Source organism: Actinopolymorpha sp. B17G11 (assembly GCF_040196095.1).
Classification (GTDB): Bacteria; Actinomycetota; Actinomycetes; order Propionibacteriales; family Actinopolymorphaceae; genus Thermasporomyces.
Genome location: NZ_JBEFTW010000054.1, coordinates 1 through 14,343, shown reverse-complemented (window position 1 = coordinate 14,343; position 14,343 = coordinate 1). Strand labels below are relative to the sequence as shown.

Genomic DNA, 14,343 nt, shown 5'->3' with positions numbered 1-14,343 from the left:
ATCTGACCCTTGTCCTGGCAGGCGTTCTGGATGAGGGATCTAGGTCTCGAACCGTATCCGGTTGCGGAGTGTCCCGAGGGGGCCGATGGTGACCTCCGCGGTCGCGCCGTCGCGCAGCGGGCCGATCCCGTCGGGCGTGCCGGTGGCGATGACGTCGCCGGGCTCGAGCGTCATCACCGCGGAGATGTAGCAGAGCAGGTCGGCCACGCCGAAGATCATCGCGCTGGTGCTGCCGTGCTGGCGGACCTCGCCGTCGACGCGGACGGACACCTCCAGCGACTGCGGATCCGGCACCTCGTCGGGGGTGAGCAGGAACGGTCCGGTCGGCCCGTAGCTGTCGAAGCTCTTGGTGAAGTCCCACGGGTGCTGCTGGGCGATGTCCGCCAGCTGCAGGTCTCGGGCGGTGAGGTCGTTCATGATCGTGTAGCCCGCCACCGCGCCGCGCCACGACTCGGCCGTGAGCCCGCGGCTGCGCCGGCCGACGACCACGGCGAGCTCGCCCTCGTGGTCGATCCGCCGCGAGACCGGCGGGACGACGACCTCCTGGCCGTGTCCGCACAGGCTGTTGGGGCCCTTGAGGAAGATCACCGGGCGTTCGGGCGGCGTGAACCCGCCTTCCTGCGCGTGGGCCTGGTAGTTGAGCGCCAGGCAGATCACCTTGCCGGTACGCGTGAGGGGAACCGCGAGCGGGCCGTCGTCCACGTGCCGCAACTCACCTGCGGCGCGGAGCGCCTCGCGGAGGGCCGGTCGTTCGAGGGCCTCCCGGGCGCGGCCGGCGAGCTTGTCGCGGTCGGGCAGGTCGAGCAGCGCGAACGTGTCGGTCGGCGCGTCGGGAACCACGCGGTCCAGGCGTACCAGCCAGTCGTCGGGGAGCCCGAGGGCGAGGCGCGGGCCGTCGGCGGTCGGCAGCACGGCGAGTCTCATGGCGTACGCCTTTCTTGGTGGTCCGGCCGGGGTGCGAGGGGAGGCGCGAAGGCGGGGTCGTCGGGCCGGAAGCGGCGGACCAACCGGCTCGCCGAGTCGCCGAGCACCTTGGCCAGGTCGTCGTCGGCGAGGTCGGCGAACAGCGTTCGGCCGAGTGAGTACCGCAGGTCGATGAACGGGAAGTCCGAGCCGAACAGCACCCGGTCGGGTCCGACGATCTCGACCAGCCGGCGTACCCAGTAGCTGGTCATGAACGAACCGCAGAGCTCCAGCACGAGGCCGGGGTGCCGGGCGGCGAGCTCGGCGGCCTCCTCGAAGTGCGGCCGTCGGGCGCCGCTGTGGCCGAGGACGACGGTGGCGGCGGGGTGGCGTTCGGCGAGGGTGGCGAAGTGCCTCAGGTCGTCGAACGCCGAGCCGGCCCAGCTGTGCACCAGCACCGGGAACCCGAGCTTTTCGGCGGCCCTCCACACCGGCTCGTACCGCGTGCCCGTCGCGGGGTACTCGTGCAGGTCGGGGTGCAGCTTGACGCCGACGAACCGCGGGTCGTCGATCCACCGGGCGAGCGTCGCCTCGGGGTCGTGGTGGGGGTTCACGACGACCAGGCCGCGGAACCGGCCCGCCGCCCGGTCGACCAGCTCGGCCGTCAGGGCGTTCCCGCGTACGACGTCCAGCTCCAGCGCCAGGTGGGTCGACACGAACGCGACGCTCACACCGCACCGGTCCATGACGCCGACCATGCCGGGGACGTCGTGGTCGGGGATGAAGAACCGGCTGTACGGACCGGCGTGGGCGTGGGCGTCCACCACCCGTACACCCTCCAGCGGCCGCCGCGAGAACAGCGCGGCCCGGCCCCGCTCGCCAAGCGGTCCGGCCGTCGTCGCTTGTTCGGCCGTCACCGAGCCGGTCACGGTGCTAGTCACGGGGACACCACTCCCTCCAGCAGCTGGCGGAGCGTCCCACCACCGACGGCCGCCACCGCCTCGTCGTCGAGGTCCGACCACAGCAGCCGGGTCACCGCGTCGGCGGGATCGCGGAGCGGGAACCCGGTGCCGAACAACACCCGGGTCGGACCGAACCGCGCGACCAGCCACTCCAGCAGCTGGTGCGTACCGAGGTACGACAGGTCGACATGGACGTTCGGCCGCCGGTCCAGTACGCCGACCATCGGGCGGGCGACGCGGTACCCCGTGCCGGTCACCACCACGGACAGGCCGGGGTGCCGTTCGGCGAGCGCGTCGACCGTCGTCCAGGGCGCCTGGTCCAGGTCGAGGAGCAGCAGGCTGGCCCGCTCCTCCAGGCCGGTGAGCAGCTTGGCCAGGTCGGGGCCGAGCAGGTCGTAGCCGTGGTCGGCGGGACAGGCCCGGAACGCCCGCACTCCCGCGGCGGCCGCGCCGGCGAGGTACTCGATCGCTGGCGGTACCTCGCCGCAGGTGTCGGGGAGCACCATCCAGCACGGCTGCAGCCGGGCCGTCGCTGCGGTTTCGGTGAGCACCAGCTCGTTGCCGCGCGCGACCTCGTGTCGCCACGCGTGGGTGTGGGTGACGAGCGCCGAGGCGATGCCGAACCGGTCCAGGTGGGTCAGCAACGCACCAGCGTCCTCCGCGCACGGTCCGGTGGCGATCCGGCCGGTCATGGCGTTGGCGTCGAAGAGCCACACCGCGGGTGGCGGACCGCCGGTGTGCGTGTCGGCGAGTGGATCCGTCGGTTCGTCGCGTCGTTGTGCGGACGTCACCCGGTCGCACCCCTGCGAACGAGCCGGACCGCCTCGAGCACGTCCGCCATCTCCCCGACGGGGGCGAGCAGAAGGTTCTGCGGCAGCCACACGGTCTCGGCACACGCCCGCTCGCAGACGGGCAGCCGCACGTCGGCGTACCGCGTGCTAGCCCGGGCGGCGTCCCAGCCCGTGGCCGCCCGGTCGAATGTCGCCTCGGTGAACAGCTCCTGCTGGTACAGCGGCAGCGGATAACCCGAGGAGGCGGGGATGCCGTGGTGCACGAGTGCGGCCACGAAGTCGTCCCGCGACAGGCCGCCGAACTCCGCCGCGTCGTAGCGGAAGAGGTACAGGTGATGGGCATGCACGCTCGCGCGGCGATCGCGTCCGAGGGGCCGGAGGCCGGGAACCTTCGCCAGCTCCTGGTCGAGGACCGCCGCGCACTCCTCCCGACGGGCGATCTGGTCGGGCAGCCGGTCAAGGCCGGCGAGCAGGATCGCCGCCTGCCACTCGGTGAGCCGGTGGTTGCCGCCGACCCGGTGGTGCGCGTACCACGCACCGGTGCGCCGGCGGCCGCAGTTGTGCAGCTCCCAGGCCTGCTCGGCGAGGTCGTCGTGGTTGGACGTGAGCGCGCCTCCCTCACCACAGGTGAGGTTCTTCGACGCCTGGAAGGACCACGAGCCGAACGCCCCGAACGCACCGACCGGGCGGTCGTTCCACTGTGCGCCGTGCGCGTGCGCGGCGTCCTCGATGAGCGCGAGCCCGTGCCGGTCGCAGAGGGCGGTCAGGGCGTCGAGGTCGACCGGGTGACCGCCGAGGTGGACGGCGATCACCGCCCTTGTGTGGTCGGTGACGGCCGCCTCGACCGCCGCCGGGTCGAGGTTGTAGGTCTCGGGATCGAGGTCGGCGAACACGGGGAGCGCGTTGACGCCGAGGACGGCGGTGGCGGTGGCGACGAACGTGTACGGCGGCACGATCACCTCGTCGCCGGAGCCGACACCGAGCGCCCGCAGTGCGATCTCCAGGCTCACGGTGCCGTTGCTGACGCCGAGCCCGTGCCGGCTGGCGGTGGCATCGGCCCAGCGGCGTTCGAACTCCCGCTTGAGCGGACCGTCGACCCCGGCCCAGATCCCTTCGTCCAAGGCCCTTTCGAGGCCCTTGCGCTCACCCTCGCCGGGTGGCGGCGGCCAGGTCGGCCAGGGGCGGGTGCGGACGGGCGTGGTCCGTGTCAGGACGGGTGAGCTCACGGCGCTGCCTCCTCGCGTGGTGCGGACGCCTGGTGGACAACGGGATCCACCCGCTGGAGCGTTCCCGTCGCGGCGGATCGGTGCAGAGCGTCCAGAACGGCGGTCGTGACGGCGGCGCTCCCCACACTGACCAGTGGTGGGGTACCCGAGCGCACGCAGTCGACGAAGTGCCACAGGCAGTCGCGGACCGCCCCCGCGGGGACGCCGTGCACGGACCGCTGCAGCATCGTCCGCGGATACTCGTACGTCTTCGTCGTCGCGAGCTCGAGCTGTTCACACTTGCGATCCAGGTGGATGACGCCCTCGGCCCCGACCACCTCGAGGAACGAGTCGGTCATGGTGGGGAAGGTGTCGGGATAGACCCAGCAGGACTCGAACGTCGCAACGGCGCCGCCCGCGTACCGCACCTGGGCCTGCATCGCATCTGGGGTGTCGATGCCGAGGTCGCGCAACTTCCCCTTGACGGCGGTGGCGAACACCTCGACGGGCTGGTCGTCGAAGAACCACGTGAGCAGGTCGATGTCGTGGCTGGACAGGAACCACGCCGGCGTGGTCTGCGCGGCCCAACTGAGCATCTGGGTGGGCACATAGATCCGGTCGTTCTTGCGGGCGTAGCCGACCACCGGGGCGCCGAGGTCGCCGGCCCGGATACGTTCGTACGTCTCGGCGTACGCCGGAACCCAACGGTGGTTGAACAACACGCTCGCGACGACGCCCGCCCGTTCCACCGACGCGGCGATCCTCGCCGCGTCGGCGCTGGAGGTGGCGAGCGGCTTCTCGATCAGGACCGCCTTGCCGGCTTCAGCGGCGGCGACCGCCACGTCGGTGTGCAGGTGGTCCGGTGTCGCCACCAGGACTGCGTCGACCTCGGGATCGGCCACCAGGTCGGCCCAGTCCGGGGCGACGCGCGCGCCGACCCGCCCGGCCACCTCGCCGGCCACCACGGCGTCGCGGCTGGTGATCGTCGTGACCGTCACGGCGGGGTGCGTCGCCAGGGTCTGCGCGTGTGCCGCACCCATGACTCCGGTGCCGACGACGCCGAACCGTACGTGCTCAACCACGGGCCATCACTTCTTCGACAGCAGGTCGGTCCAGTCCTGCTCGACGTCGGCCAGCGCGTCGGCGGCAGCCTGGTCTCCGGTCATGTACGCACGGATCCGCTCGAGGTAGGCCTCGTCCAGCTCGAGGTCGACCTTCGTGCCCAGGTCCTTCGTCTTCACCTTCGGAAGTTCCTCCACCACGGCCTTGCGGGCGGCATCGGCCGGACTCTTGACCTCGACGTCGGTGAAGAACGGGTCCTCCAGGGTGTCCTTCGTGGAGGGGAAGATCGTGACCAGCTTGCAGAACTCCAGCTGGGCCTCGGCGCTGGTGACGTACTCGATGAACTCGGCGGCCTGTTCCTTCACGTCACTCTTGGCGGGGATCGCGAAGGTCTGCATGCCGCCGATGATGAAGTCGCCGGTCGTCCCGGTCACCGCGTGGCCGACCGCCAGGTCGGTGTAGGTCTTGGCGGCGTTCTTCTCGATGTCGAGGAGCTGGAACGGCAACCCGTCGACGGACGCCGCGGCCATGCCGTTGGCCACCGTCTGCGGGAGGTTCCGGATGTTCTCGCTCACCGCGCCGGGGCAGATGGTGCCGTCCTTGTAGGCGGCGCGGAACTTCTCCAGCACCTGGGCGTTCTCCGGCGTGTTGAGCGCCGGCTTGGTGCGGTCGGCGCTGAGCGGCTCCGCGCCGTTGGACAGCAGGACGTCGAGGGTCGGCAGCGCGTTGAACGCACACGCGTCGGTCCTCTGGGCGACCTGCTGGCCGAGGTCGAGTGCCTCGTCCCAGGTCTCGGGCAGATCGTCGGTGCCGACGCCGGCCTCCTGCAAGAGGCTGGAGTTGTACCACGCCACCGGTGCACCGCCGTTGTACCACGGGATGGCGAGCAACTTGTCGTCGCGGCGTACGGACTCGACCAGGCCGTCGATGTAGGGCGCGAGCTCATCCTGGTCGAAGTACGGCGTGAGGTCGGAGAGGCTCTCGCCGAACTGGTCGACGCGCATGTCCTCGATGTTGACCGCGTCGGGTACGTCGTCGGTGGCCAGGGCGGCGAGGAGCTTGCTCTCGACGTCGGTGCCGGGGACGTCGACCCACTTGATGGTGATGTCCTCGTGGCTCTTCTCGAAGCCGTCGATGAGCCCCTCGACGTACTCGCCGTAGTTCTTCTTCAGGTTGATGGTCCAGAACTCGACGGTCACCGGCTCTCCGCTCTTCTGAGCGGTCTGCTGCGTCGTGTCGGTCCCGCTCGTCCCCGGGACGCAGCCGACGCAGACCATGCCGGCGACGAGGCTCGCCGCCAGCAGCTTGGCCACCCGTGCCATGGACGAACCTCCGCGCCAGGAGCCGTTGACGGGTCGTCCGACCGGCTCGTATTGTCTGGGATCGTATTGCGAATTACGGACGGCCATAAATCGACCGCCTGTGAGCAGCATACGACGCGTCGAGGTGATGTCAAGGCACGGACACAGCCGGCGGAGGCCGCCATGAAGACACCGCACCGGTGGTGGGTCCCCTACCTTTTCCTGCTGCCAGGACTCACGTTCTTCGCCGTGTTCTTCGTCTGGCCCGCCCTGATCGCGGTCCAGGTCGCGTTCCTCCATTACGACGTCGTGAGCCCGCCGCGGTTCGTCGGACTGGCCAACTTCCAGGCACTCGCGGCCAGCGCGGAGTTCTGGCAGGCGTTCTGGAACTCCGTGAAGTTCCTCGCGCTCTTCCTGCCGCTCGTGATGGTGGTGCCGCTGCTGCTCGCTCTTGCCGTCAACACCAGGTTGCGCGGGATCAAGGTCTTCCGGCTCGTCTACTACCTCCCCGTGATCACCTCGATGGTGGCGATCGCGATCGCGTGGGCGTTCGTCTTCCACCCGCGCGGCATCCTCAACTGGGCGCTGCTCGAGGTCGGGCTGATCCACCAGCCGATCCAGTTCCTGCTCGACCCGGCCTGGGCGCTGCCCGCGGTCGTCGTCGTCGAGGCGTGGCAGGGCGCGGGCTACTTCATGATGATCTACCTCGCGGGACTCCAGTCCATCCCGTACGAGCTGCACGAGGCGGCGCAGCTGGACGGCGCGGGCTGGTGGCGGCGCTTCGCCCACGTGACGGTCCCGCTGATCCGCCCGTACGCCGCGGTCTGTCTCGTGCTCGGCGGGATCATGGCCATGCAGTCGTTCGCGTCGATCTTCGTGATGACCCGCGGTGGACCGCAGGGGGCGTCCACCACGCTCGGCTTCTACATCTGGTCCGAGGCGTTCGAACACTTCAACTTCGGTTACGCCAGCGCGGTGGGACTCGTCCTCTGGGCGATCCTGGTCCTCTTCGCCCTCGGCAACTACCGCCTGACCCGAGGGGAGCCGGTCGGATGACGCCCGCGCGCCGCCGCACGATCCTGCACCTCGCCGTGCTGGTGCTCGTTGCCTGCGTCTTCGTGGTGCCGTTCCTCATCCTGGTCACCACCGCCCTGAAGTCGCCGGACCAGCCGGTCTACTCGTTCCCGCCCGAACTGCTGCCGCTCCCGCCGGTCTTCGACTTCTTCGTCGACGCGTGGACGGCGGTCCCCTACGGCCGCTATGTCCTCAACTCGGTCATCTACGTCGCCACGACGGTGCCGGCATACCTCGCCATCTCCGCCCTCACGGCGTACCCGCTGGCCCGCTACCGTTTCCGCGGCCGGCAGGTCATCTTCTACGCGATCCTCTCGACGCTGTTCCTGTCGCCGGAGGTGATGCTGATCCCGCGGTTCCTCATCGTCTCGTCGTTGGGGCTGGTCGACACGTTCGCCGGCGTGGTCCTGCCCGGCGTCCTGTCGGCGACCGGGATCTTCCTGCTGCGGCAGGCGTTCGCGGGCATCCCGCAGGAGCTTCCCGACAGCGCGCGGATCGACGGCGCCGGCGAGCTGCGGATCTTCTGGAACGTGATGTTGCCGCAGGTCCGGCCAACGCTCGCCGTGCTGGCCATCTTCGGGTTCGTCAGCGTCTGGAACAACTTCCTCTGGCCGCTGGTCGTCCTCAAGGACGCGGGGAAGTACCCCGTCGCGCTCGGGCTCGCCTATCTGGCCGGCACGTTCGGCGCCGATGCCCGCACCGCCGCGGCCGGTGCGGTGATCGCGATGGTCCCGGTCGTCGCGTTCTTCCTCGCGATGCAGAAGCACTTCGTCGAAGGGATGGCCGGCGCGGTCAAGGGTTGACCCCGGCAGCACCACACACAGCACCACCAGCCGTTCGTGGACGTCGGCCGAAACCCTTGACACCCCCACAACCGGAGCCTACTTTCGGTCCTGGTCATAAATGGGTTTTCGGTCAGCAGTAAAACTGGCCGGATATCAGGGGAGGACGTCCATGCGAGGTCGAGCCAAAAGCCGAGGCGCCCTGTCGTTGCTCGCCCTGGCCCTGACCGCCCTGGTCGCCACCCTGCTCGCACCGGGGCCGGCAGCCGCCGCCGAAGACCTCGTGCTGGCCGACTTCGAGTCCGCCGACGCCCTGGACGGTGCGACCTTGCCGGCACCGGACCTCGACAGCGCCAAGGTCACGGACACGTTCGCCAGCGAAGGAAACGCGTCGATGCAGCTCGACATAGGCGCGTTCGACTCCAAGGCCGGCCTGGTCTTTCCCCGCATCTGGCTGAACGTCGGGTCGACGCTGCCGGAGGTGGACTGGACCCAGCGGCGCTACCTCCATGTCGGCATGGCGAACGCCTCGGCCGAGCGGGCCCGCCTGTACGTCGTGGTGTGGGATGACGACGGCCGCTACCTCCTTCGTTCGCAGTGGGCCGAGCCGTTCGAGCACCGCGTGTTCGAGGTCAGGACGGCCGACATCGCGGCCGCGGGTGTCGACCTGAGCCGCCTCGACAAGATCCAGCTCAGCACCGAGCGCTCCCCCAGCCCCAAGCGGCTGTACGCCGACGACATCCGGCTGACCGACAACCCGACCGACGTCCCTGCGGAGCAGGCCCGGGTCGCGTCCGCGCTGGTCGGCCTGATGGATCTGCGCGGAGCACTCACGAAGGCATCGGACGCGCTCGACATGGTGCGAAAGCGGATCACGCCAGGGCCGTCCGGCCCGGACCAATCCCTGATCGAGCAGGCGGACGCACTGCAACAACAGCTGGACACGTACGCCGACCAGATCGGGTCGGTCGCAGACTCGGTCGGGGAGGCGCGCGAGATCTGGTTCGGACTGACCGACATCCGCTGGCGGGTCAGGCGCCTGTCCACCCTGGTGGATGCCCGGAGGGCGCGGCCGACGGCACCGGTCGGGCTGGGGTTCGCGGACTCGATGTCGCGCGTCTATCCACGAGACCTCCCCTGCGACTGCGACTTCACGTCGCCGACCTTGGACATGGTCCGCGGCGAGCACGAGAGCATCCAACTCGTCGCGCTGCCGTACACGACGCCTCTGGCCGGTGCACGGGTCCAGGCCAGGATCGTCGACGACCGACCGGGCGGACTCCGGGTCGACGCGCACCCGGTCGTCTCGCTGAACATGGCGCCCCCGGTCGACCAGCAGCCGGCCACGCCGACCGCGTTCCGGCCGAGCGTGTACGAAGGATGGACACCCGATCCCATCCAGACCGGCCGCGACAGCACGGACGTGGCCGCGGGCGACCTCCAGTCCTTCTGGGTGGCCGTCGAGGCCGCGCGTGACACCCGGCCCGGCGTGTATCCCGTCGAGCTCGAGCTGCGCGCGGACGGGATCGCGCCCCAGCGGGTGCGGATGAACGTGCAGGTGTGGGATCTCAGCATCGCCAGGGAGCCCGGCCTGCGTACGGCGATCGGGCACGATCCCAAGGCCTACGCCGAACCGTACGGTGTGACGGATCCTGCCGAGATCGCCGCGCTGGTCGAGGAGGAGTACGCGTTCCTGGGCGAGTACCTCCTGCAGGGCGACAACATCTACCGCAGCATCTACGAGGCGAACCCGCCGTCGGTCGAGAGCCTGCGCAGGATCGAGGAGAGGAGCGGCGGACTCCGGCAGTTCAACATCTGGTACTTCGACCCGCGCCTGTTCGACCTCGGCGCACCCGAGACCTGGGCGCAGCAGGCCGACGCGTTGTTCGACCGGATCCAGCCCTACGTCGACCAGTACCGCGCCGCCGGATTCCTCGACAAGGCATACCTCTACTGCTGCGACGAGACCCGTGCGGAGCACACCGAGGTGATCCGCTACGTCCTCACCCGGTTCAAGGAACGCTTCCCCGGCGTCCCGGTGCTCACGACCACCATCGACAACCAGATGGGTCGCGTGTCCGGGCTCGACGAGGTGATGGACTGGTGGGTCCGCGACGTCCCGTGGTACGACCCGGAGATCATCGCCGAACGCCACGCCGACGGTCGTGAAGCCTGGTGGTACCTCCACGCGGGCAACACGAACCCGACACCCAACGTCTTCATCAACTACGACCCGGGACAGCTGCGGACGCTGCTCGGTCCGATGATTCACCAGGCCGGCCTGGACGGGTTCCTCTACTACCGGGTGGACCGGTGGTACGGCCACGGGATCGTCGACGACGGTCCGCTCAGCAGCTGGGATCCGCGGACGTGGAACAACCGGGCCGGCGACGGGGCGCTGCTCTACCCCGGGCCGGACGGTCCGATCCCCTCGATCCGGTTGGAGAACATCCGCGACGGGCTCGAGGACTACAACCTGCTGGACGCCCTGCGCAGCGCCATCGACGAGGCGCCGGCCGACACCGATCCGAAGCTCCTCGCCCGGGCAGAGCATCTCCTCGCTGCCTCGGACGTCGTGACCGACAACTACGCCTACGAAGACGAGCCGGATGCCTACCGCCACTGGCGTTCCGAGGTGGCAAAGACGACCGCGCAGCTCAGCTGAGGGAGAGCGCCATGCCCCGAGAGAACAAGGCCGACCACACCAGCGCCGGCCAGCATCGCCCCGGCCCCGGCCCAGGGTCGAGCTCCGGCTCCACGCGGCGGACGTTCCTGCAACGCTCCGGCGCGGTCACCCTGGCAGCAGGAGCCCTCGCCGGTGGCCTGGCCCGACCCGCGTACGCCGCAACGGACAGCGTCTACCTCGACCGGCAGACCTGGGACGCCTGGCACGAGGAGTTCTACCGCAGCGGCGTCGACGGCCAGCCAGACGAGCCGAACGACGACACCGCCCACGGGAAGTCCGGCGGGTTGGGCTGGGGCCAGTCGTACGTCCTGGCCGCTCTCCTGCGGATGTACGCGGCGTACGGCGACACCCGCTATCTCGACCGCCTGGTCGAGAACACCGACCTCGTGCTCTCGGTCCGCGACAGCGAGCGCGGTGTCACCGACTACAAGGGCGAGTCGCTGCCGGCCTGGCGGGCCAACCACCCTTACACCGTTGGCGTGGTGGAACTCCTGGACGCATCAGGGCGGCCGACGCTGGAGGTCCGCGTCGGTCGGGTCTACAGCAGCTCCACCTCGGTGACGGTGGTCGCCGGGAGCGAGCCGGGGACGTTCGACCTCACCGTGCTGCACAGCCAGAGCGGCAACCGCCGCACCTACGTCGGGCTCAGCATGGATCCGGCCAGCCCGAACTACGTGGTGCGCCGGCTCTACGACGCCTATCCGGCCACCGTGCTGGGCACCGCACGCGACCTGCGGGAGACACCGAACGCGGCCGGGGATCCCGCACCGGGCACATACCAGATGACCTCGCTGCCGACCATCTTCGCCGTACACACCGGGATGATCACCTTTCCGATCGCGTCGTTCGTCAGGCTGGTGCGGCACTCTCCGCCGCTCCGTGAAATCCCGCGGTACCGGGAGAAGGCGGAGGAGTTCCTCCACGCGGTCCGCGAGGCCGTCGCCGTCCACGACCAGGAGTGGCGAGAGAACGAAGCGGGCGAGGGGACCCTCATCTGGCGAAAGGGTTCGGCGCAGCAGTGGGACGGTTCCGAGCAGCCGATCAACCAGACGCTAGGTTGGGGTCAGACCGTTGCCGAACTCGCCGTCATCACCGGTGAGGAGGAGTACCGGCACCGGACCAGGGCGATGGCGAAGATGCTCCGTGGCCAGCTCGCCGTCGACGCCGGTGACGCGTACACGTGGCACTATTGGCCGACGTTCGGAAACATCTACAACGGCTACCCGAAGACCGGGTCGCCCGAGACCGACATCTCGCTCTACAACCCGAACCTCGCCACCCCCGCACGGCAGATCGAGGACGTCTCCCACGCCGCGATCACCGTGGAGTTCGCGGCTGCTGCGTTCCGCGCCCACCTCGGGATGGACGGGCGTGACCTGGCCCGACTGGCGCGTACGTACACCCAGAACGTGGCGGGCGGTGCCTCGGCACACGTCCGTGTCGACGGAACCGGTGCGCTCAACCCCACCTACGCGCTCCAGACACCGCGGTGGATGCCGCTCGCGCCATGGGACGAGCAGGTCTTCCACCATTCCCTGGCCGTCTACGAGAACTACCAGCCGACCCCCGCGAGCCTCGGCGGCGTCTTCGGCTGGGTCCTCGGCAACGTCGCCTACCTCCACCAGTACGCACGACGCGGCCGCTGACGTCCTGCGGTCCTGACATACCGTGCGCGTCGCTTCCGGCGAACCTGGCGCTGACTCGCGCGGTTAGTCGTCGACGGGAGCGGCGGCGAATACGGTCTGGACGTGGGACGGCCACGCGCGCCAGGTCTGCGCGGGGACTCTGAGCGCGGGAGACCGCCATCCAAGCCAGCTCCGCTGGTAGACGATCGCCACCATCGTGCGTGCGCCGTCGGACTGGTTCGGCGTGCCGCGATGCCAGAGGCGGAGGTCTCGCAGGGCGATCGCGCCCACTGGGATGTTGAACCTCGCCGACGCGAGGGCACGAGCCCGGTCGGTCAGCTCTGCGCCCGCGTCGTCCGGGTGGTCCACGATCAGGTGCGAGCCGGGCCAGACCTCGGTGCTCCCGTTCTCCTCGGTGAAGTCGCACAGGGGGATGTTGAGGACGACACCGGTCGTCGGAGTCGGTACGCCGAGCCCGCTGCCGAAGACGGGACCCGCATCACGGTGGACCTGCTGGTGGGTCGAGCCCGGGAACGCGGTGTTGGAGTTGTACAGGCAGCAGCGGTAGTCGGTCCCGAGGACGGCGGCGAGGACCTGCGCGACGACCGGATGAGCCACGACGTCGACGTCGGCGAAGGGCGGGACGAGCGGCATCTGCATCTGGATGTGGTTCTGGCCGTCTGTCGGCTGCACGCTGCGACTGCCGTTCGGTGCGGCCCGCTCTTGGGCGAGCAGGTCGTCGTAGCTGGCCCTGAGGGTGGCGATCCGGTCGGCGTCGTAGGCGTTCCTGATGATCACCATTCCGGAGTCGCGGAAGGTACGCAGAGTCGCGGAGAGACGGGCGTCGTCCAGGAGACCCTCGCCGTGGGCCTCCGCCCCGGGCGAGCTGACCTCCGGTGTAGTGACGTTCACAGCCCTCCTCCACATCGCCCGGCACCTCGTCCGGAGAAAAGTCCAGTGAAACCTAGGCTGCCCTTTCGGGCCTGGTCAACGTCACGATGCGCCTGGTCGGGCACGGCCAAAACCGGCCCACCCGGCTTCTGCGCTCGTGATCGTTCTCGAGCCAACCGAAGACTTCCACGCGCAGGAAACAGCGCTCGCCCTGCTGAGAGCTGCGACGACCTGAACCGCCTTGCTCTCCGGCCCGTAGATCAACACCTCGCGGTCACGCAGTCGTCGCAGGTGGGCGGCGGGTGGGCGGCGGGCAGCCGAGGGCGCGCAGTTCGGCATGCCCTTCGGGCTCGCGGTCGGGCAGCAGGAGCAGCGTGCACGCCCGCTCGAACCGCGCGTCGAGCCGCTCCCACGCCGCGAGGGCCTCGGCGATGGCGTGGGGGTCGCGCTCGAGTCGTCCCCGGGCGCGGTCCAGGCACGCCGCGGTCCACCGGTGTTCGGCCGCCAGATGCTCGACCTGGGCGAGTCGCTCGGCGGCGTCCGGGAGGCCGGCGACGACGGCCAACTCGGCTCCGGCGGCGCGGGCGTAACCCTCCCACCAGCGCTCCGGGAAGGCCGCGTACGCCCGCTCGACCAGCACTCCGGCGCCCCCGCTGTCGCCTGCATGGATCGCGATCCGGGCGTCCACGAACGCCATGACGGCCATCAGGTCGGGACTGCCGGCCGGGTCGTCGCAACCGGCGACCGTGAGCGCGCGGGACCGCCACAGCTCATATCGCCCGTCGCCGCGTAGGCCGTGCACCAGTGCGGCCGTCGCGAAGGCGGACGACATCCACGTCATGGCGGGCGAGCCGTCGCGCACCCAGTTGTCCCACAGGGCCCGCGCGGCGTCGGCGGCCTCGTCGAACCCGCCGGACAGCGCGCGCACCCGGATGAGCCGTGGCGCCGACAGGTACGGATGGTCGCCGACCGGGTCGTGCCGGCGCGCCCGTTCCACGGCCTCGCAGGCTGCCGGCAGGTCGCCCGCCGCCAGCGTGACGGACGCAGCCATGTGGTAGCCA

At 70.0% G+C, this 14,343-nt stretch carries 12 protein-coding genes; 4 read left to right on the top strand and 8 right to left on the bottom strand.

Going from position 1 to position 14,343, the window contains the following annotated elements; translation table 11 throughout:
• Nucleotides 1-39: 39 nt before the first annotated feature.
• The 6 genes from ABN028_RS32705 to ABN028_RS32680 are packed head-to-tail and all read right to left on the bottom strand — an operon-like array spanning nucleotide 40 to nucleotide 6,245.
• Nucleotides 40-924: a fumarylacetoacetate hydrolase family protein gene (locus ABN028_RS32705; protein ID WP_349699286.1), complete on the bottom strand. Its 885-nt coding sequence runs from the start codon at nucleotides 922-924 to the stop codon at nucleotides 40-42.
• The gene (locus ABN028_RS32700) at nucleotides 921-1,844 is read right to left on the bottom strand and encodes an amidohydrolase family protein (protein ID WP_349699285.1); all 924 of its coding nucleotides are present in this window, start codon (nucleotides 1,842-1,844) and stop codon (nucleotides 921-923) included. Before ABN028_RS32700 ends, ABN028_RS32705 begins: the two co-directional genes overlap by 4 nt.
• Nucleotides 1,841-2,656: an amidohydrolase family protein gene (locus ABN028_RS32695; RefSeq protein ID WP_349325547.1), complete on the bottom strand. Its 816-nt coding sequence runs from the start codon at nucleotides 2,654-2,656 to the stop codon at nucleotides 1,841-1,843. The genes ABN028_RS32700 and ABN028_RS32695 overlap by 4 nt, the downstream gene beginning before the upstream one ends.
• Entirely contained in the window at nucleotides 2,653-3,882 is a 1,230-nt protein-coding gene (locus ABN028_RS32690; RefSeq protein WP_349325548.1) for a DegT/DnrJ/EryC1/StrS family aminotransferase, read from the bottom strand. Before ABN028_RS32690 ends, ABN028_RS32695 begins: the two co-directional genes overlap by 4 nt.
• Nucleotides 3,879-4,943 (bottom strand): Gfo/Idh/MocA family protein, encoded by a 1,065-nt coding sequence (locus ABN028_RS32685; RefSeq protein ID WP_349699284.1) that lies wholly within the window; start codon nucleotides 4,941-4,943, stop codon nucleotides 3,879-3,881. Before ABN028_RS32685 ends, ABN028_RS32690 begins: the two co-directional genes overlap by 4 nt.
• A 6-nt stretch (nucleotides 4,944-4,949) precedes the next feature.
• Nucleotides 4,950-6,245: an ABC transporter substrate-binding protein gene (locus ABN028_RS32680; RefSeq protein ID WP_349699283.1), complete on the bottom strand. Its 1,296-nt coding sequence runs from the start codon at nucleotides 6,243-6,245 to the stop codon at nucleotides 4,950-4,952.
• Nucleotides 6,246-6,407: 162 nt separating this feature from the next.
• On the opposite strand from ABN028_RS32680, the gene ABN028_RS32675 reads away from it, so the two are divergent.
• From ABN028_RS32675 to ABN028_RS32660, 4 genes are all read left to right on the top strand, one after another.
• The gene (locus ABN028_RS32675; RefSeq protein WP_349699282.1) at nucleotides 6,408-7,280 is read left to right on the top strand and encodes a carbohydrate ABC transporter permease; all 873 of its coding nucleotides are present in this window, start codon (nucleotides 6,408-6,410) and stop codon (nucleotides 7,278-7,280) included.
• Nucleotides 7,277-8,101 (top strand): carbohydrate ABC transporter permease, encoded by an 825-nt coding sequence (locus tag ABN028_RS32670; RefSeq protein WP_349325552.1) that lies wholly within the window; start codon nucleotides 7,277-7,279, stop codon nucleotides 8,099-8,101. Before ABN028_RS32675 ends, ABN028_RS32670 begins: the two co-directional genes overlap by 4 nt.
• A 151-nt stretch (nucleotides 8,102-8,252) precedes the next feature.
• Complete coding sequence (locus ABN028_RS32665; RefSeq protein ID WP_349699281.1) at nucleotides 8,253-10,745, top strand: DUF4091 domain-containing protein; 2,493 nt, start codon at nucleotides 8,253-8,255, stop codon at nucleotides 10,743-10,745.
• A gap of 11 nt (nucleotides 10,746-10,756) precedes the next feature.
• Nucleotides 10,757-12,412 (top strand): hypothetical protein, encoded by a 1,656-nt coding sequence (locus ABN028_RS32660; protein ID WP_349699280.1) that lies wholly within the window; start codon nucleotides 10,757-10,759, stop codon nucleotides 12,410-12,412.
• Between the two features lie 63 nt (nucleotides 12,413-12,475).
• On the opposite strand, the gene ABN028_RS32655 is transcribed toward ABN028_RS32660, so the two are convergent.
• Nucleotides 12,476-13,303, bottom strand: a complete 828-nt coding sequence (locus ABN028_RS32655) for a phytanoyl-CoA dioxygenase family protein (RefSeq protein WP_349699279.1) — start codon at nucleotides 13,301-13,303, stop codon at nucleotides 12,476-12,478.
• A gap of 253 nt (nucleotides 13,304-13,556) precedes the next feature.
• On the bottom strand, nucleotides 13,557-14,343 hold a 787-nt coding region (locus tag ABN028_RS32650; RefSeq protein WP_349699278.1), incomplete at its 5' end, for a hypothetical protein.

Coding starts and splice junctions, on each gene's coding strand:
- ABN028_RS32665 (WP_349699281.1), top strand. CDS start 8,253: ATGCGAGGTCGAGCCAAAAGCCGAGGCGCCCTGTCGTTGCTCGCCCTG.
- ABN028_RS32680 (WP_349699283.1), bottom strand. CDS start 6,245: ATGGCACGGGTGGCCAAGCTGCTGGCGGCGAGCCTCGTCGCCGGCATG.
- ABN028_RS32675 (WP_349699282.1), top strand. CDS start 6,408: ATGAAGACACCGCACCGGTGGTGGGTCCCCTACCTTTTCCTGCTGCCA.
- ABN028_RS32670 (WP_349325552.1), top strand. CDS start 7,277: ATGACGCCCGCGCGCCGCCGCACGATCCTGCACCTCGCCGTGCTGGTG.
- ABN028_RS32660 (WP_349699280.1), top strand. CDS start 10,757: ATGCCCCGAGAGAACAAGGCCGACCACACCAGCGCCGGCCAGCATCGC.
- ABN028_RS32705 (WP_349699286.1), bottom strand. CDS start 924: ATGAGACTCGCCGTGCTGCCGACCGCCGACGGCCCGCGCCTCGCCCTC.